The sequence below is a fragment of the Phocaeicola dorei genome (assembly GCF_013009555.1).
Classification (GTDB): domain Bacteria; phylum Bacteroidota; class Bacteroidia; order Bacteroidales; family Bacteroidaceae; genus Phocaeicola; species Phocaeicola dorei.
In genome coordinates this window covers 5,410,100-5,435,937 of record NZ_CP046176.1, presented here as the reverse complement: position 1 = coordinate 5,435,937, position 25,838 = coordinate 5,410,100, and the positions used below count along the sequence as shown (strand labels likewise).

The 25,838-nt window shown below is 46.2% G+C and carries 23 protein-coding genes and 4 pseudogenes; 9 read left to right on the top strand and 18 right to left on the bottom strand.

From position 1 onward, the window contains the following. Nucleotides 1-311 precede the first annotated feature (311 nt). From mnmD to GKD17_RS22335, 6 genes are read right to left on the bottom strand one after another with little or no spacing between them, the layout of a single operon-like run. On the bottom strand, nt 312-995 hold the full coding sequence (gene mnmD, locus GKD17_RS22360) for a tRNA (5-methylaminomethyl-2-thiouridine)(34)-methyltransferase MnmD (protein ID WP_007834105.1): 684 nt from the start codon (nt 993-995) through the stop codon (nt 312-314). 4 nt (nt 996-999) lie between these two features. After that, a complete protein-coding gene (locus tag GKD17_RS22355) occupies nt 1,000-1,467 on the bottom strand; it encodes a YqaA family protein (RefSeq protein ID WP_007834102.1) in 468 nt (155 codons plus the stop codon). Further along, nucleotides 1,443-2,378, bottom strand: coding sequence for a hypothetical protein (locus tag GKD17_RS22350; RefSeq protein ID WP_007834101.1), 936 nt, complete (start codon nt 2,376-2,378; stop codon nt 1,443-1,445). The genes GKD17_RS22355 and GKD17_RS22350 overlap by 25 nt, the downstream gene beginning before the upstream one ends. Nucleotides 2,379-2,396: 18 nt before the next feature. Further along, the gene (gene purD, locus GKD17_RS22345) at nt 2,397-3,665 is read right to left on the bottom strand and encodes a phosphoribosylamine--glycine ligase (RefSeq protein WP_007834100.1); all 1,269 of its coding nucleotides are present in this window, start codon (nt 3,663-3,665) and stop codon (nt 2,397-2,399) included. 15 nt (nt 3,666-3,680) lie between these two features. Continuing rightward, nucleotides 3,681-5,894 carry a S9 family peptidase gene (locus tag GKD17_RS22340; RefSeq protein ID WP_007834099.1) on the bottom strand — a complete coding sequence of 738 codons (2,214 nt, stop codon included), beginning with the start codon at nt 5,892-5,894 and terminating at the stop codon, nt 3,681-3,683. A gap of 6 nt (nt 5,895-5,900) precedes the next feature. After that, nucleotides 5,901-7,349, bottom strand: coding sequence for a THUMP domain-containing class I SAM-dependent RNA methyltransferase (locus GKD17_RS22335; protein WP_007834098.1), 1,449 nt, complete (start codon nt 7,347-7,349; stop codon nt 5,901-5,903). A 341-nt stretch (nt 7,350-7,690) separates the two neighbouring features. On the opposite strand from GKD17_RS22335, the gene GKD17_RS22330 reads away from it, so the two are divergent. Next, a complete protein-coding gene (locus GKD17_RS22330) occupies nt 7,691-8,464 on the top strand; it encodes an IS5 family transposase (RefSeq protein ID WP_007839296.1) in 774 nt (257 codons plus the stop codon). Nucleotides 8,465-8,475: 11 nt separating this feature from the next. Here GKD17_RS22330 and GKD17_RS22325 read toward each other — a convergent pair. From GKD17_RS22325 to GKD17_RS22315, 3 genes and pseudogenes are all read right to left on the bottom strand, one after another. Continuing rightward, nucleotides 8,476-8,823 (bottom strand): annotated as a pseudogene (locus GKD17_RS22325) (AAA family ATPase); the annotation flags it as partial. A 46-nt stretch (nt 8,824-8,869) separates the two neighbouring features. Further along, the gene (locus GKD17_RS22320) at nt 8,870-9,064 is read right to left on the bottom strand and encodes a hypothetical protein (RefSeq protein ID WP_007834096.1); all 195 of its coding nucleotides are present in this window, start codon (nt 9,062-9,064) and stop codon (nt 8,870-8,872) included. 20 nt (nt 9,065-9,084) lie between these two features. Further along, nucleotides 9,085-9,885, bottom strand: a complete 801-nt coding sequence (locus tag GKD17_RS22315; RefSeq protein ID WP_007834095.1) for a helix-turn-helix domain-containing protein — start codon at nt 9,883-9,885, stop codon at nt 9,085-9,087. Nucleotides 9,886-10,355: 470 nt separating this feature from the next. On the opposite strand from GKD17_RS22315, the gene GKD17_RS22310 reads away from it, so the two are divergent. The 7 genes from GKD17_RS22310 (at nt 10,356) to GKD17_RS22280 (ending at nt 15,649) form a co-directional block, all read left to right on the top strand. Further along, nucleotides 10,356-10,769, top strand: a complete 414-nt coding sequence (locus GKD17_RS22310) for a cysteine-rich VLP domain-containing protein (protein WP_007215983.1) — start codon at nt 10,356-10,358, stop codon at nt 10,767-10,769. A gap of 110 nt (nt 10,770-10,879) precedes the next feature. Further along, on the top strand, nt 10,880-11,275 hold the full coding sequence (locus GKD17_RS22305) for a replication initiator protein A (protein ID WP_007215984.1): 396 nt from the start codon (nt 10,880-10,882) through the stop codon (nt 11,273-11,275). Between the two features lie 183 nt (nt 11,276-11,458). Beyond that, nucleotides 11,459-12,403, top strand: a complete 945-nt coding sequence (gene mobV / locus GKD17_RS22300) for a MobV family relaxase (protein WP_007215985.1) — start codon at nt 11,459-11,461, stop codon at nt 12,401-12,403. Continuing rightward, nucleotides 12,387-12,602: a hypothetical protein gene (locus GKD17_RS22295; RefSeq protein WP_007215986.1), complete on the top strand. Its 216-nt coding sequence runs from the start codon at nt 12,387-12,389 to the stop codon at nt 12,600-12,602. Before mobV ends, GKD17_RS22295 begins: the two co-directional genes overlap by 17 nt. 90 nt (nt 12,603-12,692) lie before the next feature. Continuing rightward, on the top strand, nt 12,693-14,204 hold the full coding sequence (locus GKD17_RS22290; protein ID WP_007215987.1) for a recombinase family protein: 1,512 nt from the start codon (nt 12,693-12,695) through the stop codon (nt 14,202-14,204). Between the two features lie 94 nt (nt 14,205-14,298). Beyond that, nucleotides 14,299-14,523 carry a hypothetical protein gene (locus GKD17_RS22285; RefSeq protein ID WP_007834092.1) on the top strand — a complete coding sequence of 75 codons (225 nt, stop codon included), beginning with the start codon at nt 14,299-14,301 and terminating at the stop codon, nt 14,521-14,523. Between the two features lie 7 nt (nt 14,524-14,530). After that, on the top strand, nt 14,531-15,649 hold the full coding sequence (locus GKD17_RS22280; protein ID WP_007834090.1) for an HNH endonuclease: 1,119 nt from the start codon (nt 14,531-14,533) through the stop codon (nt 15,647-15,649). A 75-nt stretch (nt 15,650-15,724) separates the two neighbouring features. On the opposite strand, the pseudogene GKD17_RS22275 reads toward GKD17_RS22280, so the two are convergent. The 9 genes and pseudogenes from GKD17_RS22275 to mobA all read right to left on the bottom strand — a co-directional run. After that, nucleotides 15,725-15,889 (bottom strand): annotated as a pseudogene (locus GKD17_RS22275) (DUF4120 family protein); the annotation flags it as partial. A 126-nt stretch (nt 15,890-16,015) separates the two neighbouring features. After that, nucleotides 16,016-17,179: an IS256 family transposase gene (locus GKD17_RS22270; RefSeq protein ID WP_007834088.1), complete on the bottom strand. Its 1,164-nt coding sequence runs from the start codon at nt 17,177-17,179 to the stop codon at nt 16,016-16,018. Nucleotides 17,180-17,243: 64 nt separating this feature from the next. Next, entirely contained in the window at nt 17,244-17,414 is a 171-nt protein-coding gene (locus GKD17_RS22265) for a DUF4120 family protein (protein ID WP_007834086.1), read from the bottom strand. A 21-nt stretch (nt 17,415-17,435) separates the two neighbouring features. Further along, on the bottom strand, nt 17,436-17,927 hold the full coding sequence (locus tag GKD17_RS22260) for a hypothetical protein (RefSeq protein WP_007834084.1): 492 nt from the start codon (nt 17,925-17,927) through the stop codon (nt 17,436-17,438). A gap of 217 nt (nt 17,928-18,144) precedes the next feature. After that, nucleotides 18,145-19,185: pseudogene (locus tag GKD17_RS22255) on the bottom strand (TraM recognition domain-containing protein); the annotation flags it as partial. A gap of 118 nt (nt 19,186-19,303) precedes the next feature. After that, a complete protein-coding gene (locus GKD17_RS22250) occupies nt 19,304-21,109 on the bottom strand; it encodes a reverse transcriptase domain-containing protein (protein WP_007839264.1) in 1,806 nt (601 codons plus the stop codon). 565 nt (nt 21,110-21,674) lie between these two features. Next, nucleotides 21,675-22,664: pseudogene (locus GKD17_RS22245) on the bottom strand (YWFCY domain-containing protein); the annotation flags it as partial. Between the two features lie 33 nt (nt 22,665-22,697). Next, nucleotides 22,698-23,954, bottom strand: a complete 1,257-nt coding sequence (gene mobB, locus GKD17_RS22240) for a conjugal transfer protein MobB (RefSeq protein WP_007834077.1) — start codon at nt 23,952-23,954, stop codon at nt 22,698-22,700. A gap of 1 nt (nt 23,955) precedes the next feature. Beyond that, nucleotides 23,956-24,402, bottom strand: a complete 447-nt coding sequence (mobA, locus tag GKD17_RS22235) for a conjugal transfer protein MobA (RefSeq protein WP_007664665.1) — start codon at nt 24,400-24,402, stop codon at nt 23,956-23,958. Between the two features lie 677 nt (nt 24,403-25,079). Here mobA and GKD17_RS22230 point away from each other — a divergent pair. Next, nucleotides 25,080-25,838: a ParA family protein gene (locus GKD17_RS22230; RefSeq protein WP_007834075.1), complete on the top strand. Its 759-nt coding sequence runs from the start codon at nt 25,080-25,082 to the stop codon at nt 25,836-25,838.

Genomic DNA, 25,838 nt, shown 5'->3' with positions numbered 1-25,838 from the left:
CGGGGCACTCTCACTAACAATTCCAAGATAAGACTTTCTCCGACGGGAGAATCTTATATAATAAAAACTTTAAATTTATAAAACAGAATCTCTGGCTTGTGATAAGCCGGAGATTTTTTATGTATATAACGGCAATCATCTCAGCGTGGAAAAAGAATATGAAGAATCTATGACGGATTCAGCGATGAATGTTTCATGGTAATTTGCTGATAAATATGCAGTTATGCATATATGACGGATTTGAAGGATTTTACAACGGTTTTACTGTTTTAGGTGAAACTTGACCATTCATCAGTTTCGGTCCTAGAAGTTTAATCAGACTTGGTTGCCCGCAGTATCTCGCGTTTTCCCCCCGGAGGGCCGGGAAGGCGTTCTACTGTGAATCCGGCTGTTTGCAACATCCTTCTTACCACCCCTTTGGCACAGTAAGTTGTCAGGATACCTCCGTCATTCAATACCTTGTATAAAGTATCGAAGAGAGATTGTTCCCACATTTTGGGTTGTTTGTCGGGAGCGAAGGCATCAAAGTAGACGATATCGTATAAGGGAACGGCAGGACGGCTGCCTTCCACCGAGTTGAAAAGCCGGGTAAAATCGTCTTCAATTTTATGTAATGTGAACCAAGGGGATACCTCTGTTTCCGTGTCCCAGGGTGCCTGGTGGATGGCGTAATAATCCTCCTCATGCTGTTTGCCGATCAGGCGGGGGTAGTCCAGTTGTTTCAAGGTTTCTTCGGCTAACGGATAGCGTTCGATACCGGTATAATGTACTTTCCGTCGGGTTTCTTCTGCTGAAAGCAGTGTCAGAAAGGCATTCAGTCCTGTTCCTAGTCCTATCTCCAGAATGTGGGGCTCGGAAACGGGAGAATGTTTTAATCCCATTTCGATAAAGATATGTTGTGACTCCGTCAGTGCCCCTTTCACCGAATGATAATGTTCGTCCAGTTCGGGTACATAGAGGGTATAACTTCCATCTGCTGTTTGTTCCAGTTTCATAATTTTAATGCATTAAAGCGGAGGCTTCCAATACCCCCCATACCAATAAGGCGTAGCGGAGTATCTTTCCGATGGTCATAGCGAGAATGACAATCCATATATTGGCACGCATCATGCCTAATACAATGGATATGGCACTTCCCAAAATAGGGATAAAGGCGAAGAAAGCCATCCAGGCACCCCGTCCGTGTACAAACCGCTCCGCACGGTCCATCTTCTCTTTTTTTACATGAAAATATTTCTCGATCCATTCCATATTGCCCAGATGTCCCATCCAGTAGCAGGTCATGCCGCCGGCAACATTGCCGGCGGTGGCGGCAGCTATACTGATCACCGGGTCTAAGCCCAACGGACCGACACAGGCTGCCAGTACGGCCTCCGAGCTGAATGGGAGAACACTTCCGGCTATAAAAGAGCCTAGGAAAAGGCCCCAATATCCCCAGTCGATCAGGAATTGAAGAATTGCATCCATAAATTGTATATAGTTAGAACTATTAATAGAACAAATGTAATGATGAAAAAGATGCCGGTAAAGCGGTTGTGGGTTAAAGTAAATAAATGTCCTGTTAAAATGGACCCTACAATGATTTGCATCTGTAACAGGATGTCGAAATGCTGTGGCTGTAAGATACCCAGTAAATAAATCCAGGCTTCAACGGTGATCAGGAAAGAAAGGAATATACGCGTGCGCACCTTATCTAAATAAGAAACATGGAAATAATGCACGCTGCTGACCAGTGATATCAAGGTGATGATTCCACAGGATATGATCCTGTCCATTCCTAATGTCCCATAACTGATGGGTTGAAAATGAATAAGCTCCTGTAAAGGGTGATAGAAGAGATTCATTTTGTCGTAATAGAACGCGTAACCGAAAAAGAGCCAGTAGGGCATACAGAGTCCTGTAAGCCCGGCAAAGAAACTTTTGAGTGACAGGGATCTGAAACTAATCATTCCCAAATAGAACAGAGGTACAAAATAAAGTAACTGTGGAAACAACAGGCTTCCCAGTCCGATGAAAAAGAAAGCGTGGAATATACTTCCCGCCGGATAGGGAGATTCGTAGCTACTGAATAATTGGGAAGTAGCGATCAGAAAGGCGAGCGGCACAAAAACGGCATACTGGAAGGAATGCAGAAACAGACAGGTTGTGGACAGGAATATGTAAAAGCTGACATGCAAGGTACTGCGTGTCCGTATCAGCGTGAAGGCGGTGTTTATCTCGATCAGCAGATAAGCAGTCAAAGCACAGACTAGCAAATTGATTACATCCTGCCATTCATTGCCGGTGATGATCCGGAGAAGCAGGCATATAAGGATGGCAACAGGGAAGGTGAATCTTCCCTTTGCCATATCTGTCTGGAATTTGTCATAGCCTGCCATGGGTTAATAGTCCGCTGATTACAGGTCGAATCCAATATCAGAACGGAAATATTTCTTGTCGAAATTGATTTTCTTCGCATTGGTGAATGATTGTGCCAAGGCTTCTTCTTTATTGGCGCCGTAGGAGCTGACTGCAATGACACGCCCGCCGCTAGTGACTACCTGGCCGTCTTTCAGTGCCGTTCCTGCATGGAATACAATGCTGTTTTCAATCTCTTCTATTCCGCTGATGGCAAATCCCTTGTCATAATGCTCCGGATATCCGCCGGATACCAGCATGACGCATACTGCCGAACGGGGGTCTATCTCCAAGACTTTTTCATTCAGATTGCCTGTTGCCACTCCTTCAAGCAGTTCCACCAAGTCACTCTTGATGCGCAGCATGACACTTTCCGTTTCCGGGTCGCCCATGCGTACATTGTATTCAATGACCATCGGTTCGCCCTTTACATTAATTAGGCCGAAGAAAATAAAGCCTTTATAGTCGATGCCTTCTGCTGCCAGTCCTTCTACTGTGGGGCGGATGATACGGTCTTCCACTTTTTTCATCCATGCTTTGTCGGCAAACGGAACAGGAGATACACTACCCATACCACCGGTGTTCAGCCCTTTGTCGCCTTCGCCGATGCGTTTGTAGTCTTTTGCTTCGGGCAGAATCTTGTAGTTTTTTCCATCGGTCAGAACGAATACGGAACATTCTATACCGCTCAGGAATTCTTCAATCACTACGGTGGCGGAAGCGTTACCGAACATTCCGCTCAGCATTTTTTTCAATTCTTTCTTGGCTTCTTCCAAGGTGGGAAGAATCAGTACGCCTTTTCCGGCGCAAAGACCGTCGGCTTTCAGTACGTATGGAGCTTCCAATGTTTCCAGAAAGGCTAATCCTTCTTCCAGATTTGCGGCAGTGATACTTTTGTAACCGGCTGTCGGGATGTTATGGCGTTGCATGAAGCCTTTGGCGAACTCCTTGCTGCCTTCCAGTACCGCACCTGCTTTTGAAGGCCCGATAACAGGAATGTTTTTCAGCGCTTCATCTTTTTTGAAATAATCATAGATTCCTTTGACTAACGGGTCTTCGGGACCTACCACTACCATATCTATATTATTCTTTACTACAAACTCCCTGATTGCTGTAAAGTCATCTGCTTTAATCGCTACATTCTCGCCTACATTACTTGTGCCGGCATTTCCCGGAGCGATATATAGTTTCTCAATTTTGGGACTTTGAGCAATCTTCCATGCCAGGGCGTGTTCACGTCCGCCTGAGCCTAATAGCAACAGTTTCATAATCTTATCTTTTGTTTATTTTAAATGGTCTTCAAAATAGCGTGTAATGCGTTCATACAAGTGGACACGATCGCGTCCGAACATATTATGGCCGTCGCCCGGATACATAAAGAAATCGGGTTGGGTCCCGGCATCAATGCAGGCACGGAGGAAACTGATGCTGTGCTGAGGGACACAAGTGGGGTCATTGGCGCCAATGATCACTTCCAGGCGTCCTTTCAGATTTCCGGCTCTCAGCTTCAGGTTGGCGTTCTTGTAGCCTTCGGGGTTGGTTTGTGGAGTATCCATGTAGCGTTCGCCGTACATTACTTCGTAGTAAGCCCAGTCGATGACAGGGCCGCCGGCTACTCCTACTTTGAATAACTCGGGGTAAGTCAGCATCAAGTTGGTGGTCATGAAACCACCGAAACTCCAACCGTGTACGCCAATGCGGTTATTGTCCACATAACCCAACGATTTTAAGAAATCCACTCCTTTCACTTGGTCTTTCATCTCTTCGGTTCCTAATTGGCGGAACGTACAGTTCTCAAATTCCAGTCCCCGGTTGTCACTGCCCCGGTTGTCAACGGTCAGCATGACGTAACCCAGTTGTGCCATGTAAATATCCCATCCGCGGGCGTCATAGTTGCGGTTGTTGTGGATTAGCTGGGCATGTGGACCGCCATACACGTAGACTACGGCCGGGTATTTTTTGTTTGGGTCAAAATTTACCGGTTTTATCAGGCGGTAGTATAAGTCGGTCTTGCCGTCGGCAGCCTTGAGGGTACCGACGGTGATTTCGGGCATATTGTATGCTTCCATCGGATTGGTAGCTGTCAACAGGCTGACAGTCTTTTCCTTTCCGGAAGTGGGAACGATCTCGATATTCCGGGGAATGGTGAAAGAAGTATAATTGTCTATTACATAGTTGCCGCTACCGGATAGTTGTACATGATGCATACCATCTTTATTGCCGATGAGGCGGCGTTTGCCTGTCTTTACATTCACAGCGTATGCGTTGCTCTGCAAAGGGGAAACCTCTGTGCTCATGATGATGACTTCCTTGGTCTTTTCATTGAATCCGAGGATGTTTTGTACTACCCAGTTGCCTTGGGTAAGCTGTCTGGTTTTGTAGCTTTCCCGGTAAGAACCTTCGGCCGCGGCTCCATGTGATTCCGGATATATGGAAGTCTTGGTGTCCATCAGGTAAAGATGGTTGTAGCCGTCGCGCTGGCTCTGATAGATAAACTTCGTGTGGTCCCAAGGCAGAAAGACAATGGGATGTTGAGGTTCTACATATTTAGTATGCTCCTCTTCGTAAAGGGGGTTATTTTTCAGTGGCTCTCCTGTTTCCGCATCATAGCAGCATAGCAGGGCATGGTTCTGGTCACGGTTCAGTTCAATGACATAAACGCTTTTTTCGTCAGGACTCCAGCTGATATTGGTGAAATAACGGTCGGTGGGGTCTCCGGCTTTCAGATAAACTGTTTTTTGGGTAGCCGGATTGTAGATGCCGACAGTCACTTTGTGGCTGGTCATTCCTGCCATCGGGTACTTGTCCGGCTCCAGTGTCGCTATGCGGGTGGAGGTATTTACTTGTGGATAATCGGTTACCATGCTCTCGTCCATACGGTAGAAAGCAAGCAGATTTCCTTTCGGACTCCAGAAAGTACCTTTTGAGATACCAAATTCCTGACGGTGTACGCTTTGTCCGCATACGATGCCTTTCGGTTCATCGGTGACTTGTTGTGTTTTCCCGTCGGCAGTCGTTACAAACAGATTGTTGTCAAGGGTATAAGCCAATGAACGGCTTTCCTTGTTCCAGTCCTGGTTGGCGGCTTTAGGAGAGAGAGGCTGACTCCATATTATTTCCTTTTTAGTTAAATCGATCAGCACTTTATTGGATGTGGTATTTACCAACATCATCTTTTCAGCGTATGGGAAAGATACATTTCTGAAGTGGTTGATTTTCCCTAATTTCTTGTTTGCCAACAGTTCATTCACTTCCTGCAAAGTGATAAGTACGTTTTCCTTTCCATTTGCCGGATGGATGGTTTTTACCTCTTCTATGTCGGCGTTGATGCATACATCCCCCCACCATTGCAAACCATACAGATTCTGTGGAAGCAGGTTATAGTAATTGTTTCCTCCCGGCATCAAGTCTTCCAGTGTGAAACTTTTCTTGTCTTGTGCCCATGTTACAGATGAAGCCATGATTAATAAGGCGATCAGATTGATTAATTTTCTCATAACTGTTTATTCTTCTGTCTTTTCCTTATTGTCGTCAAATTTACGGGGGCTGCTTTTGAAATTGTCGCGGCCTTCACGTTTGTCACCAAAGTTGCGGTGTTCTCCTCTTTTGAAATCGCCACGTCTCTCACGTTTGTCATCAAAAGAGCGTCTTTCTCTGCGCTCTCCTCCTTTGTACTCTCCGTGTCCTTCACGTCTGTTGTCAAAACTACGATGTTCTCTGCGTTCTCCATATTCTACTTTTTCCGTGTTACGGCGCGGACGGATTTCTTCTCGGCGGGGCTTGAACTCCCGATCGGCATTTTCACTACGGAATTCTTTGAATTTGCCGTCGAATAATTGGTATTTGCGGAATTCGCATTCCAACGAACCGTTGAACAGGGGAATTTTTATAGAAGGCTTTAAACCAATCTGGTCAAAACATTCTTCACGGTAACTTAGTACCCATGCATCATTGCCGGTGAAAGAGTGTTTCAGACGTTCGCCTATCATTTGATACAGGCCCAGCAAGTCATTGGTTGAGATACGTTCTCCATAAGGAGGGTTGGTGATGATGATGCTTTTTTCTTTGGGTTGCTCAAATTGCTGGAACGGTTGGATTTTTAAGATAATTTCCTTGCTCAGTCCGGCTGCTTTCACATTGTGAGTGGCGATTTCATTTGCTTTCGGATTGTTGTCATATCCAAAAATTTTATGTGTGAACTCACGTTCCTGTGAGTCGTCATTGTAGATGCGGTCAAATAGTTCCTGATCAAAATCGTTCCACTTTTCAAAAGCGAACTCCTTGCGGAATACGCCGGGAGCGATGTTACGTGCTATCAGGGCGGCTTCGATAGGGATTGTTCCTGAACCGCACATCGGGTCTATCAAATCACATTCGCCTTTCCATCCGGTCATCAGGATCATACCGGCTGCCAGTACCTCATTCAAAGGAGCTTCTACGGCTTCCTGGCGATAACCCCGGCGGTGGAGTGACTCACCCGAGCTATCTAGTGACAGAGTACATTTATCTTCGGCTATATGGATGTTCAGTGCCACATCGGGATGGTTGATGCGTACCGAGGGGCGCTCTCCTGTCTTTTCACGGAAATAGTCCACAATGGCATCTTTTACTTTATAGGCCACGAACTTGGAGTGACGGAATTCGTTCGAGAAAACCACAGCGTCTACGGCAAAACTTTTATCTTTATCCAAGAAGTTTTCCCATGCAATGGTTTTGATAGCTTCGTAAACTTCGTCGGCATTCTTCGCCTCAAAATGTTTAATGGGTTTCAGGATGCGGATGGCAGTACGCAGGCAGAAGTTTGCCTTATACATCATTTCTTTATCGCCCATAAAGGCTACCATGCGTCTTCCTATTTCTATATTGCTGGCTCCCAGCTCGGTGAGTTCTTTTGCCAGTACTTCTTCCAGTCCCTGGAAAGTCTTGGCGATTAGCTCGAATTCTTCCTTCATCTTAAATGATAATTACGTAATTTCAATTGATGGGACAAATTTAATGATTTTCTGTTTGCTAATCAATTATTTAGAGAATTAATCTGTCTGATGAAGCAAAAAAGAGGATGAAATCGGGACATCCGCTCTCTTTGCCGGGGTTCTTTATTTATCTTCAATTATAAAAAGTCTTTGAAAACGGGATTTGGTGTATCTTTGGAATAAATTGAAAAAATGTATCCGGCAATATAGAAACTGTTTTGAATTGATTTAAGAATAATGTTATAGGGCTACATACAATTCAGAATCAGCCGGTCAATTGGAAAAATGTTATATCTTTAAAGGTACCAAACAATAAAGTTATGACACAGTATCCAACCGACCTGACTGAAAAACAGTGGCAAGTTATAAAAAATATTTTAGAGCCGCAAGCGAGGAACCGAAAACATTCGCTTAAAGAGATAATGAATGCCATCCTTTATATCAACAAGACCGGCTGCCAGTGGCGTATGCTTCCTTCTGACTTCGCCCCTTGGCAAACCGTCTATTACTACTTCCGTAAATGGAAGCTTGAAGGCGTGTTTGAAGAAGTGATGGATACCTTGCACGCTTTCATCCGTAAACAGGCAGGACGGCAGGAAAGTCCCAGTCTTGGCATCATGGATTCCAGAAGCGTAAAGACTTCCCATCATGTTGATTCAGACCGTGGTATAGACGGGAACAAGAAAATCAAAGGACGGAAAGAGCACATCATTGTCGATACGCTTGGCCTTCCGTTAGCCGTCGCAATCCATGAGGCCAACCTGCATGACAGCAAGGGCGCCCCACAAGCCATAGAAAAACTCGCTTATAAATTTCCGCGTTTGGTGAAAATCCTGGCGGACGGAGGCTACAGGGGAGATTTGGCTGATTGGGTCAAGAAGAAATTCGGATGGATATTGGAGGTCGTACTCAGACCGGACGAATGTCCATCCAAATTTCAGGTACTGCCCAAACGCTGGATTGTGGAACGCTCTTTCTCATGGCTGGAAAACTTCAGAAGGCTGACCATCGATTACGAATTCCTTGCTGAAACCGCAGAAGCTATGGTACAGATTGCATTCATCCAAATCATGCTTAACAGATTTATCGAATGAAATCAAAACAGCTTCTTACTTGCCCTTAAAATAATATAATGCACCTCATAATGTTCCCGAACAAGAGCTTTCCATGGCTCCAAAAACCATGGCCCGACAATCCCATCTACAATTACATCATATCCGCCACGAGCATATCGCTTTGCAGCTTCTAAAAAGGCTTCAATGACAACCAGATTTTGCTCGTTGGATTCTGGCAAATGTGGTGGTATTGCGCCTTTGCTTAAGTAATGAAAAAAGTCATCGGTGTGCATATGCACTGATTTATCCATATCTGATTCCTTTGCGACAATTGACGCAGTTGTTGTTTTTCCTGTCCCCGGTGAGCCTGTAATCACAATAATTCTTCCTTGATTCATCTATATTTTACCTCCACAAATTTTGATTTGTTGATAACTCATTATATCATAATTCTTTCGGTACGTCAGCACGAAAATAAGTATGTGGTTTTTCGTAAAGTGGTCTTGTCAAATAGAAGCGGGGAGCCGGCTGTGAAGTGGAGTCCCATGGTTCCCTTATAGTCATAAGTTCGTTCTTTTCATTCATTGTAAACAGTGCTTCTACATGAAGCTGCATATAGTACGAGTTGCTTTTTCCCATTTTCTAATATTCTCCTACATTTATTTCTCTGCCTGTTCAATCATTTTCTTTACTAACCGCTGAAACAGGTCGGCGGTTTCCTCGTCCATCGGCGCAAGCTGTCCAATCTGTCCGGCTATCATCGCCGTTACATCGTCAATGGAAAGCGGTTTTTGTTTCTGTTCCGCCAGTGCGTCCCGCATGGCTTGGAACATAGCGGCGGTCACAGCTTCTCCCGGCTGTTCCCCGTTGTCTATGTCTTTCTTAATGTCCCGCAGGATAGCCAGGAACACATTTTTGATTTTTTCAATCTCCGCTTCATGTTCCCCCATCTTTTGGGCGTTCAAAAGCTGTAAATCCTGCTTCGCTTCTGCCCGGTGTTCCGGGTGTTCTTTCATCAGGTCGGACAGGGAAGCCGTTGCCATCTCGATAAGCTGGTTTCTTGCTGTTATGCCCTTTGCCGCCGTATCCTGAAAATAAATCCGTATCAAATCTATCAGCTTGGGAAAATTCCTGTGTTCCAACAGACGGTTGAGGATTTGCACATCAACAGCACCCGTCACAAGCCCCCTCACGGCCCCCTCTGACAAGCCTAATTCAGAAATATCGTAACTTTTACGGACGCTCACGGTAGACAAGCCCAGTATGTAGTCTGTCGATACCTTAAATTCCTTTGCCACACCTATGAGAATATCACTGCTTACCGTTCTTGTTTCGCCGCTGACAATGCGGCTCAATTGGGAAGCGGAAACGCCTATCTTCTCCGCAAGTTCCTTTTGTGTGATGTGGTTCCCGTTGCATAAATCGGAAATCCGCTGTCCGGGTGTTCCGGGTAAAGCCATAGACACGCACCTCCTCCGCATACTTCCATTATACAAGATAATTGCAAAAATGCAATTTCCAAAGTGTAAACTTCATCAAAATGCAATTCTCGCAAAAAGCCGGGATTTGCATTTTTTTCGTGTAGACTTAGGGTAGTTCATCGATGGACAGCACCTTGAAAACAGAATGACCGTCCGAAAAGAGAATACCACGGCTGGGGAAGCACCGCCAGGAGCCGGACTTTTGGACACTTTGTCCAGAGGTCACTTCGGGACAAAACGTCCCGAAGCTGCGGGGAGCGTGCCAACGCCGGAATACGCCGCTATTGTCGGGGCCCCCGCAAAGCCGCATGGCTTTGTGGGGAGAGGAGGAGCAGCGGAGCGAGTGAGTTTTGCCGCTTGCGGCGAAACGAGCGATACGCAGCTTGCGACGACGAGGCAGGAAACCTTTTCGGGGAGAACGGCAATGGAAAGCAAAATGGAGGGAACGCATGAGAGATAACCCCTATAAAGACTTGCCGCCGCTGGAACGCAGGCCGGACGGTTCCCTTTACCGCATGACACCGGCGCAGAAGAAACAGGCGGCCAGCCTGATACGCCGGGAGTGCTGTTGCTGTGAGGACGGCAACTGCATTGTCCTTGACGATGGGGACGCCTGCACCTGCCCGCAGACGGTTTCTTTCTCGGTCTGCTGTAAGTGGTTCCGCTGGGCGGTCTTGCCGCTGGACGGGACGCTGAAAGCGGAGATTTTCCGGGATAAGGACATGAAACGCTGTGCGGTTTGCGGCGGCGTGTTCGTCCCCAAATCCAACCGGGCTAAATACTGCCCGGACTGCGCCGCCAGAGTTCACAGGCGGCAGAAAACAGAAAGTGAACGGAAAAGGAGGTCTGCTGTGGACAGTTAGGAGCGGAAAAGCCTTGATTTATAAGGCTTCGCAGGCCCCAAACCGGGGCAGGTGGTATAAAGTATCGCCCGCCCCGGAAAACGGGCTTCTAACCGTCCACAAAACACGATATGACAAACACGATTTACATTCACCAGCCGGAACAGGCGTTCAGCTTCACCCGGCTCCCGAATTTTCTCTTTGAAGCCCCTACATTCAAGCCCCTGTCCAACGAGGCAAAGGTGTTGTACGCCTTTATCCTGCGCCGGACAGAGTTATCCCGCAAGAATGGGTGGGCGGACGAGTACGGGCGGATTTACCTGTACTATCCCATCTGCGAGGTAGTTGACCTGCTCCGCTGTGGGCGGCAGAAAGCGGTAAATACCATGCGGGAACTGCAATATGCCGGACTGGTGGAGATCCAGAAGCAGGGCTGTGGAAAACCCAACCGCATTTTCCCAAAATCCTATGAAGCGGTTCCGAACACCGACTTCAAGAAATCCCGTTCTGGTACGCCGGAGGGCTGAAAACCGTACCCATGAAGTACGGAAATCACTCCTGAGAAGTACGAAAACCGGACGGTATATAGAAATACAAAGATTAAAAAGATTGATTTATATTCTATCCATTCCAATCCTATCCGAGCTATTTTCTGCGGGATTTTCCCTGTGGAAAACCCCGGATAGGAAAGGAATGGGGAAAGGAGCAGAATGGCACAGCACGCAATTTTGCGTTTTGAGAAGCACAAGGGCAACCCGGCAAGGCCGCTGGAAGCCCATCACGAACGGCAGAAAGACCAATACGCCAGCAACCCTGATATTGACACCAGCCGGAGCAAATACAACTTCCATATCGTCAAGCCGGAGGGACGCTATTACCACTTCATTCAGAGCCGGATTGAGCAGGCCGGGTGCCGAACCCGCAAGGACAGCACACGGTTTGTCGATACGCTGATAACCGCCAGCCCGGAGTTTTTCAAGGGGAAATCCCCAAAGGAGATACAGGCGTTTTTCCAGAGGGCGGCGGATTTCCTCACCCACCGGGTAGGGCGGGAAAATATCGTGTCGGCGGTGGTACACATGGACGAGAAAACGCCCCACCTGCATTTGACCTTTGTTCCGCTGACAAAGGACAACCGCCTGTGCGCTAAGGAGATTATCGGCAACCGGGCAAACCTGACGAAGTGGCAGGATGATTTTCACGCCTACATGGTGGAGAAATATCCCGACTTGGAGCGTGGGGAAAGCGCCAGCAAGACAGGCCGGAAGCATATCCCCACCCGGCTTTTCAAACAGGCGGTTTCCCTCTCCCGGCAGGCAAGAGCCATTGAAGCCACACTGGACGGCATTAACCCGCTGAACGCCGGAAAGAAAAAAGAGGAAGCCCTCTCCATGCTGAAAAAGTGGTTCCCGCAGATGGAGAATTTCTCCGGGCAGTTGAAAAAGTACAAGGTCACAATCAATGACCTGCTGGCAGAAAATGAGAAGCTGGAAGCACGAGCCAGAGCCAGCGAGAGCGGCAAAATCAAAGACCGCATGGAGCGGGCAAAGCTGGAAAGCGAACTGCACGATATGCAAAGGCTGGTTGACCGTATCCCGCCGGATATACTGGCGGAACTGAAACGGCAGCAGCGGCAGTATGGAAAGGAAAGGTGATTTTATAAGTAACAATATCAGATACAAAAAGGAAACAGAAGTCGTGACTTTTCAGGGAAAGGAAATCACGCTGGAAAACCTCTCCCCGGTGTTCACGCCGGAGCAGGAAGCGACCAAACGCCGGGAACTGGAGCAGCAGCTTTATGAGGTGTTCCGCAAATATGCCGATAAGCGGCAGAAAGAGGAAGCCGGGGCATAAATCCCGAAGCCATCGTTGATTTGCGGGGCTGCTGGCGGTATAATAGAACTGTCAGCAGCTCCGTTTCTTTTTAAGAAAAGGAGCGACAAAATGAATAACAGGATAGACGCGATCTATGCAAGGCAATCGGTAGACAAAAAGGACAGCATTTCCATTGAAAGCCAGATTGAGTTTTGCAAATACGAATTGAAAGGCGGGAACTGTAAGGAATACACAGACAAAGGGTACAGCGGCAAGAACACAGACCGCCCGAAGTTTCAGGAACTGGTGCGGGATATTAAGCGGGGCTTGATTGCAAAGGTCATTGTTTACAAACTTGACCGTATCAGCCGTTCCATTCTGGACTTTGCCAACATGATGGAACTGTTCCAGCAGTACGATGTGGAGTTTGTGTCCTCTACGGAGAAGTTTGATACCTCCACCCCGATGGGGCGGGCTATGCTGAATATCTGTATCGTGTTCGCCCAGCTTGAACGGGAAACGATACAGAAGCGGGTGACAGACGCTTACTACTCCCGCAGTCAGCGGGGCTTCAAGATGGGCGGGAAAGCCCCTTACGGCTTCCACACCGAGCCTATCAAAATGGACGGTATCAACACAAAGAAGCTGGTGGTAAACCCGGACGAAGCGGCCAATATCCGGCTGATATTTGAGATGTACGCCCAGCCCACAACCTCTTACGGGGACATTACCCGGTACTTTGCCGAACAGGGGATTTTGTTCTACGGCAAGGAACTGATACGCCCCACACTGGCGCAGATGTTACGCAATCCCGTCTATGTGCAGGCGGACTTGGATGTGTACGAATTTTTCAAAAGCCAGGGTACGGTTATCGTCAATGACGCCGCCGACTTTACGGGGACAAACGGCTGTTATCTGTATCAGGGGCGGGATGTGAAGCCCAGCAAGAAAAACGACTTGAAAGACCAAATGCTGGTGCTGGCTCCCCATGAGGGCATTGTTCCGGCGGATATATGGCTGGCTTGCCGCAAGAAGCTGATGAACAACATGAAAATCCAGTCCGCCCGAAAAGCCACCCACACATGGCTGGCGGGGAAAATCAAGTGCGGGAACTGCGGATATGCGCTTATGAGTATCTTCAATCCGTCCGGCAGGCAATATCTCCGCTGTACGAAACGGCTGGACAATAAAAGCTGTCCGGGCTGTGGGAAAATCATCACTTCCGAACTGGAAGCGGTGGTTTACCAGCAGATGGTGAAGAAGCTGGAAAAGCACAAGACGCTGACGGGCAGGAAGAAAGCGGCAAAGGCCAATCCCAAAATCGCCGCCCTGCAAGTAGAGCTTCTCCATGTGGACAGCGAGATTGAAAAGCTGGTGGACAGTCTGACGGGCGCGAACAATGTCCTGCTCTCCTATGTGAATGTGAAGATAGCGGAACTGGACGGGCGCAAGCAGGAACTTGTGAAGCAGATAGCCGAGCTGACGGTGGAAACCATCAGCCCGGGACAGGTCAACCAGATTTCCGGCTACCTCGACACATGGGACGATGTATCCTTTGACGACAAGCGGCGGGTGGTGGATTTGATGATTACCACCGTTGCCGCCACAAGCGACAGCTTGAACATTACATGGAAAATCTGACGGGCGGTAATCCTCCCGTCAGACCGTTACCCTGTGTAGTCCCTTGTAAACTGTACTTTATAATTGTTTAAACGATTTAGTTGTAAGATTTGATATGGAATTCACCCCTTTTGTAAATCATTATACTGGAGATATTGAAGAAGACTGGAGTGAAGTTTGGAAACGAGAATGGAAAGGTCTTTCAGTAGATAAATTAGATTCTAATAATATATTGGATGATTTTGCTGTTTCTGGCTCTACAATTTCTCAAATATTGGAAGAAGATATGCTTGATAAATTACTATCAGATTCACCTTGGAGTGTGCTAACTAATAAATAAAAAGGCTATGGAAGAAATCAAATATTATTGTTACATATGTGATGAAGAACTTACTGATACCAATAATTCAGATGAGCATATTATACTAAATGCTATTGGAGGACATTTACATTCAAATAAACTTTTGTGTAAAAGATGTAATAATACATTAGGAGACACCGCGGATGCAAAATTGGCAGAAGATTTATCCTTTTATACAGATATGTTGAAAGTGAAAAAAGTACGCAAGAATCCGCATAAACAAATTATGTTAGATGATGAAGGTCGTGAAGTTGCAGTTTATAACGCTGGAGAAAAAATAGAATTAAGACGCCCATATGTGGATAAAGAAGAAAATCAAGGTAATATCAGCATACATATAACTGCTCGCAATGAAAAAGAGTTAAAGGGAATTCTTAATGGTCTAATTAGAGAGGGAACAATCTCTCAAGAAGAAGCAGATAAACTTATTGAGAAGGCTGTCACTGTTGAACATAAGCCGATCCTTCATAAACGAAATTGTATTTCGCAAGAAGCATTCCCTAGTATTATAAAATCTGCTGTAAATTATTATTTGTTTAAAACTCAAGATACTCCTCGAATAAAACATTTAATTCCTTATATAGTAGGAGAAAAGGATGCCAAAGAAGTCTTGTATCTTCATCATTTCAAGAAACTTCCATATGATGATACCAAAGAAGAGGTAACTCATATGATTCATATAGAAGGAAGTAAAGATACAGCATTATTATATGCTATGATGGAATACTATGGTATATTCATTTATATTGTAGTTTTAGATTCAAACTATCACGGAGATGATATAAATGAAACATATACATATGATACAGTAGAAGGTTGTGAAATAACTCGAACTTTTTCATTACCTCTTACTCTTGAAGAACTTAATGTTTTTAGAGAACAACCATATGATGAATATGTGAAAAATTTGCCATACATTGAAGAAAGATGTGATAGGGTTATGAATATATGGCAAAGAAGAAAGGATCATGAAGAATTATCAAAAACCATAGAAAAAGCATTTGGGAAATATCCTGACGGATGCGTTATAACGGAAGAAATGATTTCTGAAATAGGAGATGAGATTATGAAATTTGTAGAAAATAAGTTGTCATCTCAAATTTAATAATGCAAAAAAGCCAACTTAAGCCTGCATATACAGACCTAAGTTGGCTTTCTCATTTATAGGAATTAGCAGTTCCTATGTGTGTATGCTCCACCCGTGCATCGGCTCCATCAATACGGCAAATGATTGATCGGGCTTTCCGTGATAGAGCAAGCCTCCAACAATACCCGTTCTGCCATCGGGATATACCTGTCGGAATCCGAATGAGTGTGGAGCCGAGTCATAGTAGAGTTCAATTTCACAGGTAGTGTTTCAAAAAGTGTGTCTGGGCAGGCGCCTTCAGATTCTTCAGATATGCAAATATAGCGATTCTTGGTTTAGAACAACACGCCGCGGCGTGTTGTTCTTATTTTTGTGTTATAGTCTTCATTCGGGGAATAATTCCCGATCCAGGTCGATCCGCGGCACCGGCCTCAGATAGGATTTCTTATCCATGGCCGTTTTGCCCATCAGCAACAGAACCGACTCCTCGTTGGGCATAGCTCCCCGCATGCGTGTAACCCGTCGAAAATCCTTCTGCAGACGCTCGATCCAGTTCGTCGTGTAGATCATCGACTGAATCCTTGCCTCGTAGTTCAGATAGGTGAAGTAGGCTTTGTAGGCTGGATCCTCCGCCCGTCGTCGAAAACTGCGATAATCCTGTCCCCATTTCTTACAGAGTCTCTGCCATTGTTCCCAGGCCCTCTCCACCGTATAGCTGCGATCCCCTGTACGGAAGACCTGCCGCAGATCCTCGGCCAGATCTCCCTTGTCGCCGTTGCGCACGCAGCTCAGCAGATTGCGTTTCAGATGCGTCGTGCAGCGTTGCAGCGGCGTCCCGGGAAAGACCGCACTGATGACATCCTCCAGACCCTTCAGCCCATCGGCACACACCAGGCCAATCTTCCGAACACCTCGTTCATGTAGCTCTGTGAGTATCTCGCCCCAGCCCAGGGCGCTCTCCGTGGGCTTATTGAAGATCCCCAGCACTTCACGCCGCTTGTCTTCACGCACAGCTAGCACCACATAGAAAGCTTCTGTTTCTACGCTCCGCTTGCGGTGAATCTTCATGTGTACGCAATCGATGAAGACGATGGGGTAATAAGCCTCCAGAGAGCGCGTGAGCCATTGCGAAACATCTTCACGAAGGTAGTCCAGCATCCGCGAAATACTCGCCTTGCTGTAGTGCTCGCCATAGATATCCTGGAATACCTCGCCGACCTGTTCCTGCGTAAGACCTTTCGTATACAGCGTTCCGGCAAGGCGTTCGCATTCATCCTCCTGATGGCGCAGGATCGCCAGAATCCGGGGATGAAAATTCCCGTAGCGATCTCGTGGTATCCGGAACGTCAGTGTACGACCATGACCGTAACTATGCCCCGGACGGAAACCGTTGCATTTATTTCCTGATGCGGAGTTTTCCCGGAGATATTCCCGGCGCTCCGAGACCATCATACTCTCCAATAGGATCTCCAACAGATCCTGCAGGCCATTTTCCCGCTCCGAATGTTTGCATATTAATTCGGAAAGTTGTTCCTTTGTCAACACCATAAGTCTACTCTTTTTTAGTTTTTTGTTGATTCCCTATACAAATCTAAAAAATCTGTAGACTTTTTTATTTATCCTTCTCCAGACACACTTTTGGGAACAGTATCATTTCACACGGGCAGTTTGGATTTTCCTCCCATTGTTTCAAGCGGTCAATACATTTTTGCAGCGTGTCGTTCTCGATTTCCTTTGCGTAGGCAACAGCCTTTTCATAACGCTCTTGACATAAAATCTTCATACTTGATATGTTTTAAGGGGTTTATAATAAATCTTCATATACTCCAAAGCCGTAGCAGTCGGCAATGTAAAAGTCCTCACTGCCGATTTCTGCAAGTGACTTCATATCTTCCAGCGTGTCGCAATAGAAGAAAATGTCATCATCCTTTTCGGTATCGGAATCCATTCCGATGGCAATACGCACTTCAACGGTATCGTAGTTATCCTTATAGCGTATAAGACAATCGGCATAGTGAGGCTCGATGCCTCGCTCTGTAAAGAACTTCAAGCATTGGCGACTTATCTCTTTTCTGACTGCATCGGGCTTCTTCCAATCGGAGTCGTCAATAATTTCAAGGCTGAGACCTTCGACAACCAAGCAAGTAGCACCATCTACATTTGTCATAAGTGTACGCTTGCCCATATACTTCTTGCGTTCTTCTTCCCAGTTGGGTAAATCCCATCTTTCTGTGGTCCATTCTCCACGATAATCCTTTGGTTTGCGGAGATACTCTGATAATGTCATTCTAATCATAGTCTATCATTATTTAAGTTATACATTACAGGCGAAGCACTGTATTCTATTTCTTTACCGCCTTGACTGTTCCGTGCAGGATTGTGCAAGGTTGGCGGGAAAAATACCGCAAGCCCCGAGGGGCGAGGATGATTTTTCCACGACACCCACAGGGCTTGACCTTGCTCAATCCGTAAGGCACGGGACAACCTTTGCGGTAAGAAATAGGATACAGATTCTAATCGTTATCCTCTTCGTCCTTCTCGTCTGGCAACAATCGTTTACGCAACTCAGGATCAGCCTTGATTCGTTCCATTTCATCTTGAACTATCTGCTCAACCTCATCTTTGATACGGGAATAGTTACGCTCTATCTGCTCCTGCATAATGTCGTTGCCGTTCTCGTCTTTGAACTCATTGACGATAGGAATCTTCTTGTATGCCTTTGTCTCGGCATTGACCTTTGCACTATCCACGATGATGCGTGAGTGGAAAATCTTCTGGTCAATCTCCTCGCCGAAGTTATCCGCCACGCTACCCACAAATGTGCCTTGCGAGAGGTTGGAAATCTTCGAGGCAGGTATAAGGAAGTCCAACTGAGTATTGATAGAGGTAGATGTGTCCTGACGGTTGATAGATACCGACTGACGCTGCTGGAGTATCTTGCCGAAACGCTCCGATAGGTTCTTTGCAGTCTCGCCAACCACCTGTCCGCTGAAGATATTCCCCACCGTATTTTGGATAACCTTCGCCTCCTTGTCACCATAGTCACGAGCCAACTGCGAGTAATCCTGAAAACCGAGACAAACAGCTACCTTGTTGCTTCGGGCAGTGGCAATGAGGTTGTCGATACCACGGAAATAGATAGTCGGCAACTCGTCAATGATGATGGAACTCTTCAACTGACCTTTCTTGTTCACCAACTTCACGATACGGCTGTTGTATAGACCGAGAGCCGCAGAGTAGATATTCTGGCGGTCGGGATTATTGCCTACGCAGAGTATCTTCGGCTCATTGGGGTTGTTCAAGTCGAGGGTAAAATCATCGCCCGTCATCACCCAATAGAGCTGCGGAGAAATCATTCTCGACAGCGGAATCTTTGCCGATGCAATCTGGCCTTGGAGCTGATCTTGCGCTCCACCTTTCCATGCGTCCATAAAGGGTGAAAGATAGTTTTCCAACGAAGGATAAGAGGTCAGAATCGTAAATATATCCGCATACGGTTTGTTCAGGAACTCAATCGTATGAGGGAAGGTACAATACTTACCGTCCTTGTAGATTGTAGGCTCGGCACTCGGCGCCTTGCCGCATTTCTGCGGTAGGTTTCCGAGAGCCTGCCCCCGAACCGTGCTTACATGTCTCCATGTACACGGCTCTCCGTTATAATTCAACTTAGTGTTATACATTGCCATGTATTTTAGCATTACATTCTGGACAGACTGCCAATGTTTTACGGTGCATTTTGAGCATGATGCGTTCCCATTCGTTCTTGCCTGTCAAGTCTTTCAAGGCACGAACATGGTGCATCACCGTTTTGCCATGCGCTCCGCATACCTCGCACTGTTCCGCCTTTAGTCTCTCAACAAGACTTGAGGCTGGCAGAAAATTGGTGTTTGGCATTATGTCGCATTTAGCATCACATTGAGCGTCTTTTCTCTTGAAACCCTCATTATAGAACACACGGCATTTGCATTGCCCTTTTGCATCCGTGTAACTGATTACAAAGTCTTTGTCTTTCGAGTATTTCTTTTTAATCTTCCGTACACTGCTGCTTTGCTTTTTGGCGATGCTTTTGTACATACTGTATTCCATAATATAACCGAACCTTTTGCAAAGAGTAGATACATTGTTCGCTATCGAGTAATAATTGTAGAATCCTCTTATCTCCTTATTGAATTGGGCTACAATATCCTCCGGTTTGCGGTTCATCATATAACTGCGTGCCTTTGGCTTCCAATCCTCCTTGCCATTGGTTTGTATAACCCTCATGGCTTTGTAGTCAATCAACTTGTTCTTGACCACCTCTCTCGGGAGTAGAAGTACAACCTTGCGGTTGAACATTCTTTTGAGCACTCCATTCTTATCTCTCTTGGTGGCTTTGGAGTTGCGTACGGTTATTTCATATCCCAGAAATTTAGCTTTTTCTTGTGCTTGGGTTATAAGCGTTTTCTCTGCCGACAGTTCAAGTTTTAGCTTATCTTTCATGAATTGTGTGATATTCGCTTTGATTTGCCCACATTCTTCATGGCTGCCGACAACCCCAATCAAGAAATCGTCTGCGTATCTGACATATTTCAACCGTCTGTACTCTTCATCCATTTCCATGACACAAGGCATTTGTTGCATCTGTCGGTAATACCCTTTGATTTTATCAATAAGGTCTTTCCGTACCTTTGTATCGGTTTCGGATTTCAGTTTCTTTTCCAGCTTGTTCTTACGGTCTTTAATCCGACGGTAATCCTTATCCAATCTTCTGCTTGCGCCTTTATTGAAAGATTGGGCGTATACCTCCATGTACTTGTCGAACTTGTCAAGGTAAATATTAGCCAGTATGGGACTAATGATGCCGCCTTGCGGAGTTCCACTGTACGTGTGTCTGTATTTCCAATTTTCAATATACCCAGCGTTCAGAAATTTACGGATGAGCCTTATGAACCTCCCGTCCGCTATGCGTTCTTCGAGTATGCCAATCAGAACGTTATGGTCTATGTTGTCGAAGAAGCCTTTTATGTCCCCCTCTATAAACCATTTTGTTCCGAGAAACGTATCTTGAATTTGGGTTAATGCAGTCTGGCAACTCCTACGTGGTCTGAATCCATGTGAGGTATTTTCAAAACTTCCCTCGTATATGGCTTCCAGTATCATGTGTACCACTTCCTGCACCAACTTGTCTTCAAAAGACGGGATGCCCAACGGGCGTTTCTTTCCGTTCTTCTTAGGGATATAGACCCTTTTGGCTGGGTTGGGTTTGTAACTTTCGTCTCTAAGCTTGGAGATTAGATTTTCTATTCTCTGAATACTCATTTCGTCAACTGTCTTGCCGTCTGTCCCAGCGGTCATATTGCCCTGTTTGGCATAGATTCGCTGGTAGGCGGTATAGAACATCTGTTCATTGAATAGAATACGATACAACCGTTCGAACTTATAGCCCGATACATTGCTGTGTTTCACTAAGTTGTTCAATACATTCTTTGGATTTCTCATAATGTCTCTCACATTTTCCTTTGATTATATTGATTATATAACTGCTTCCCTTCGCCATGTGCAGGGCATTACCCTGCTCGGACTACTACGGAAGCTCCGTTGCCATGCCGAATATTCAAGAACGACTTCTATAGCCTTTCGGCGTTTCGGTTTAGGCAATCCCCATTTAGCGGGTGTAATAACAAGCATGACAGACTGTCGGATGCAACGTTCGTCCGTTAATCTGCTTATTGCAGACGTGTCGCAGTCAGTTCTTTGCCCCATACAACCTAAACACTTGCTGGGGTACATGCGATATGGCGTTGGTAACTGCCTTCCGCCACAGCCCTGGTATGTGCCACTGGATTGTTGTTCAACCAGTTCAGGCTTCATCCTCATGTCCGTCTTTCTGTCTTGCCATTCAGTCGCAGCGTGGCAGTTGGCTGACTTATGGCTTCTCCGACATGCTACACTCCCCCTCGGGTTTCCCTCTGGGATAAGTCGGATGACAGTAGGTCTTATTTTCATAGAACTCTAACCTAATCTATTGCTAAATAGATATTTATTACACTGCCTTATGGGCGCACCTCAGATACCAGATGATAGCCGCCAAAAGAATAATCGGAGATTCTACGAAGAAGTCGCCCTGTTTCTGAATCCATGTTTTATTCAAGTTAAGCATAATAGTATATGCTGATTCATAGGCATCGCTGATATCAACCATAAACTTCGGGTTAATGGGATTACAGCGGTGTGAGCGACGCGGGTCATCAAAGTTGATGACATAAAAACTCGGCTTTACCTTGTACTTGTCTATGTTCTTCAACAACTCATTGTAGGCAATTACCGACAGGTCATCAAACTTGTAGTCGTAGATGTATGTGGCAAAGCCTTTGGCTATGGTTTGCTTGATGTAGTTGTTCACTACGGCATACGACTTACCGCTACCCGGTGTTCCCAGTACGATGGTTGCTCTGAACGGATTCACGACATTTATCCAACCGTCCCATTCCTTGCCTTGATAGACAAACTTCGTAGGCAGGTTTACCGAATACTCATTTTCCATCAGTCGTGTCTCCTGCATGAAGCTCTCGTTGGCCACATTAAAGACATCTTCCATAAGGTTATGCTTGAACATACGGCTTATCCATACTCCAGACATAAGAAAGAGGATATATCCGACAGTCATAGTAACCGTGTAGATTACCATATTCACGATTGGCGAGAACGGTAAGTCGAGCATCCACCAATTCATAAAGAAGAGTACAAGACCACCGAGGAAGGTCGCATAAATCTTCTGCCAGGTCATCTTCTGATTCTTGACTCCCTTTGTGCCGAGGCACGACAGAGCCAAGAATATGATGGCGAACACCTTTGTCACAAGCAGGTTGCTGAACAGCCCTGCTGTATTCTGAAAGTTGAGCAGTATCTTATCTACCACTCCGATGTTGATACCCATATCCACGATGGCCTGATAGCAGAACCAGTAGATATGTACTACAATAAATATAATGGATATGGCACGCATGAACTCCATGACCTTTGCCAATCCTCTCAAATCATCTTCCTGTTGCATAATAAATTCGTTTTAATGGTTAGTGAAATTGGTTTACGATATGCCGCGTGAACGGCGTTTTTTCTTCTTCCTTTTCTTCTGGTACTGCTTGGCGAGCATCTCCTCCTGCGGATCATTTGCAGGAGCGTCAAACGAGAAGATTCCGAAGGCTTGCTCTATGCCCGATTCAAGGTCTGCCGATGAGAGGCTGTGGCTTTCCGAAAATCCTTGTGGCATATCAGTCCATGGAATGTCGCCCTGCAAGTTGAATAGCTTCTCGAAGTTGTTTGCCGAGAACTCCTTACCCAGACGGGAACCGTTATAGACCTCACGATTGTGGTGGTCGATGAATGTGACACCGTAAATGCGACCTGCATCGTTCTCGCGGAACACCACATCAATGCCCTTGCTGCCAAGCAGACGCACGAACTCCTCGCGGTTGCCACGACAGCCGTGCATTGCCAGAGCCACATCGTTGCGGATTTTGGGTTGCCACCTCTTCGCTCGTAACTCCTGAGCATTGTAGGCGATACGCTTCTCCACACCATCGTAGCCGAAACGCTTGCCGATAAGCGAGGACTTGATGGGCGTGCAGATAGGCTTACCGTTCTCATCGGTCATCGTGTAGATGATACCCGAATAGGGTTTGCCATCGAACTCGCCCTTGACCTGCTTTGCCTCGATGTTGAAGCACGAGAGCATGGCACTGTACTCGCCGAAGGATTGGAAACGGTACGAGGTAAAGACACTCTTGAGAATGTTCGATACCTGCTGCTTTACATCGCCACGGGTGTAGTCCGCTTTCTTGAGATATGGCTCCAACAACTCTCTGCGTTTGTCGGCAATCTGTTTTAGCCCGAACATCTGCTCCAATTCTCGGCAGGCCTTCATCGAGCGGTTCCACTCGTAGGCATCGTCTATCTTCTCACCGTTCTCATTCACGCAGGTAGATACTATATGTATATGTCTGCGGTCTATGTCCTCGTGGAGATAGACAATGTAGGGCTGGTTGCCGTAGCCCATCTTCTGCATATAGGCTCTTGCCAAATCCGCAAACTGACTGTCGGTAAGATTGTCGTCCAATGTCGGATTGAGCGATATATGCAGGATAGGCTTCTCGGTGTTGCGGTTGGCAGCAAGATAACTCTCAAAAGCGAACATCGTCTGCCGGACAATCCTATCAGGGTCATAAAGAGAATCGGTAATCATGCGGTTGCCCGCTATGATGCGTGCCGTATCCTCATTTACCTTCTGCTGATTGTAGATGATGGCTCCGTAGAGTGAAGCACCTCTGTTGATTTTAGCCACCATATCAACCTCCGCTTTTACGATTTAAGTGCCTCTCCTCAAACTCGCGTGTGAGGGCGATAATCTGCTTGCTCAGCACTACCAACTCCAGTGTGGCTTTCTCCAATTTGGCGACAAGGGCGAATGCCCGCTTATCCCCGAAGTTGGCTTTCACAGCTCGTACCGTCTGATTGTAGTTGTTGCCGATGGCTTGGAACTGATGGTAAAAATTCGTGAGGCGTATGTAATAATCCATAGCCGCCTTGTCGAGTTTTACTACCTTTACTTCACGCTCGAAGATTAGAGCCTTTAGAAATTTCGACCTCTCCTTGAATCCTGATTTTTGGAATTGGATGTCGAAGTGTCCGTTCTCTTCCGATGTCAATCGGACCACATAGCGATGTATAGCTGGATCTAATTTCGGTTTCCTGCCTACACCTTTTCTTTGGTTTTTCCTGTTGTTCGTCTGCATACTTTTACATTTAATTGGTTACTAACTTCCGCTATGGATTCACGACTTTGGAGTGAATCCCTCCCCGAGCCGCAGGCGAGTGGCAAGTTTGTTTTGAGTGCCCGAAAACATTTCGGGTGCCTCAAAACACAACTTGCTATGTTCGCTTGAACATGAATTTTCCTTCGTAAAATTGGCTGTCGCCGTTCCCCTCAGAGAGAAGCATCCGAAAACTCCGTTCGTCGTGCGTCCATAGACCTTTTTGGTGTAAAGTTAGACAGGTGTATTCTATTGGTAAATAGCGAGTTATATGCTATGTGGTGACATATGATGACATGTATAGTCAGAGGCTTGACAACATGGTGATTATTCCAATTTTTCGCTATTTCTTTGCGGTGTGAACGGTTGGGAATTACCCTCCGATAACGGAATAATGGTCACACTGTCGGTTGCTTCCGTGAACAGTTGGATAGTTGGAAGCAATGTCGGATATGACAGTTAACGGAAGGTCATGACCAATATACCGACCAGTAGCGGTTGGATAGTCGGAAGTATCCGATAACGGTTGCTACGATGGTCGGAACAACGGAAGATTCTGATAGTGCAAACAACCGCTAATGGATAGTTGGAAGGATGCGTTCACGGGATATTGGAAGAGACAGTTAACTTATTTATTAACAATTTAAATTTTAAGTATTATGAGTAAAGAGTGTTTGTTAGTTGCTATCAGCAACCAGAAAGGCGGGGTTGGTAAGTCAGCCCTTACGGTAGTACTCGCCAGCTACCTTCACTATGAGAAAGACCTTAATGTCGCAATCATCGACTGCGACTCACCGCAGCACAGCCTCGTGCGTATGCGTGAGCGTGACAAGAAGGCAATCTCTGCAAGTCCCTATCATCAGCAGCTTGTGGAGAAGCAATGGGAACGCACACAAAAGAAGGCATATCCCATTATCGGCTCTACGGCAGAGAAAGCAAGAGAGGCGGCGGACAAACTTGCCGAGAAGGAGAACTTGGATATTGTATTTGTGGATCTGCCGGGAACGGTGCAATCAACGGGTGTCTTCCGCACCATAGTTAATATGGATTATGTATTGACACCTTCCATTCCCGATTTGATTGTTATGCAGAGTACACTATCCTTTGCCACCACTGTATTGGACTATGCAAAGAGTCAGAAGGATGTTCCTCTCAAAGACATCATCTTCTTCTGGAACAGACTCAAGAAGCGTAGCAATACGGATGTACTGAAGACCTACTCGCAGATTATGGGAGAGTTGAAGCTATCCGTTCTCGACTCCACTCTGCCTGACCTATGCAGGTATGAGAAGGAGATTACCCATGCGAAAAAGTCATTCTTCCGTTGCACGATGTTACCGCCTCCTGCGAAACTTCTTAAGGGCAGTGGTATCGGTGAATTGGCCGATGAGCTGATTGTGAAACTTAAACTGAAATAG

What these genes read in the sequence shown, in the direction of transcription:
- mnmD (WP_007834105.1), bottom strand. Translation starts at nt 995, where the DNA reads ATGAAACTGGAACAAACAGCAGATGGAAGTTATACCCTCTATGTACCC.
- GKD17_RS22355 (WP_007834102.1), bottom strand. Translation starts at nt 1,467, where the DNA reads ATGGATGCAATTCTTCAATTCCTGATCGACTGGGGATATTGGGGCCTT.
- GKD17_RS22350 (WP_007834101.1), bottom strand. Translation starts at nt 2,378, where the DNA reads ATGGCAGGCTATGACAAATTCCAGACAGATATGGCAAAGGGAAGATTC.
- purD (WP_007834100.1), bottom strand. Translation starts at nt 3,665, where the DNA reads ATGAAACTGTTGCTATTAGGCTCAGGCGGACGTGAACACGCCCTGGCA.
- GKD17_RS22340 (WP_007834099.1), bottom strand. Translation starts at nt 5,894, where the DNA reads ATGAGAAAATTAATCAATCTGATCGCCTTATTAATCATGGCTTCATCT.
- GKD17_RS22335 (WP_007834098.1), bottom strand. Translation starts at nt 7,349, where the DNA reads ATGAAGGAAGAATTCGAGCTAATCGCCAAGACTTTCCAGGGACTGGAA.
- GKD17_RS22330 (WP_007839296.1), top strand. Translation starts at nt 7,691, where the DNA reads ATGACACAGTATCCAACCGACCTGACTGAAAAACAGTGGCAAGTTATA.
- GKD17_RS22320 (WP_007834096.1), bottom strand. Translation starts at nt 9,064, where the DNA reads ATGGGAAAAAGCAACTCGTACTATATGCAGCTTCATGTAGAAGCACTG.
- GKD17_RS22315 (WP_007834095.1), bottom strand. Translation starts at nt 9,885, where the DNA reads ATGGCTTTACCCGGAACACCCGGACAGCGGATTTCCGATTTATGCAAC.
- GKD17_RS22310 (WP_007215983.1), top strand. Translation starts at nt 10,356, where the DNA reads ATGAGAGATAACCCCTATAAAGACTTGCCGCCGCTGGAACGCAGGCCG.
- GKD17_RS22305 (WP_007215984.1), top strand. Translation starts at nt 10,880, where the DNA reads ATGACAAACACGATTTACATTCACCAGCCGGAACAGGCGTTCAGCTTC.
- mobV (WP_007215985.1), top strand. Translation starts at nt 11,459, where the DNA reads ATGGCACAGCACGCAATTTTGCGTTTTGAGAAGCACAAGGGCAACCCG.
- GKD17_RS22295 (WP_007215986.1), top strand. Translation starts at nt 12,387, where the DNA reads ATGGAAAGGAAAGGTGATTTTATAAGTAACAATATCAGATACAAAAAG.
- GKD17_RS22290 (WP_007215987.1), top strand. Translation starts at nt 12,693, where the DNA reads ATGAATAACAGGATAGACGCGATCTATGCAAGGCAATCGGTAGACAAA.
- GKD17_RS22285 (WP_007834092.1), top strand. Translation starts at nt 14,299, where the DNA reads ATGGAATTCACCCCTTTTGTAAATCATTATACTGGAGATATTGAAGAA.
- GKD17_RS22280 (WP_007834090.1), top strand. Translation starts at nt 14,531, where the DNA reads ATGGAAGAAATCAAATATTATTGTTACATATGTGATGAAGAACTTACT.
- GKD17_RS22270 (WP_007834088.1), bottom strand. Translation starts at nt 17,179, where the DNA reads ATGGTGTTGACAAAGGAACAACTTTCCGAATTAATATGCAAACATTCG.
- GKD17_RS22265 (WP_007834086.1), bottom strand. Translation starts at nt 17,414, where the DNA reads ATGAAGATTTTATGTCAAGAGCGTTATGAAAAGGCTGTTGCCTACGCA.
- GKD17_RS22260 (WP_007834084.1), bottom strand. Translation starts at nt 17,927, where the DNA reads ATGATTAGAATGACATTATCAGAGTATCTCCGCAAACCAAAGGATTAT.
- GKD17_RS22250 (WP_007839264.1), bottom strand. Translation starts at nt 21,109, where the DNA reads ATGAGAAATCCAAAGAATGTATTGAACAACTTAGTGAAACACAGCAAT.
- mobB (WP_007834077.1), bottom strand. Translation starts at nt 23,954, where the DNA reads ATGGTGGCTAAAATCAACAGAGGTGCTTCACTCTACGGAGCCATCATC.
- mobA (WP_007664665.1), bottom strand. Translation starts at nt 24,402, where the DNA reads ATGCAGACGAACAACAGGAAAAACCAAAGAAAAGGTGTAGGCAGGAAA.
- GKD17_RS22230 (WP_007834075.1), top strand. Translation starts at nt 25,080, where the DNA reads ATGAGTAAAGAGTGTTTGTTAGTTGCTATCAGCAACCAGAAAGGCGGG.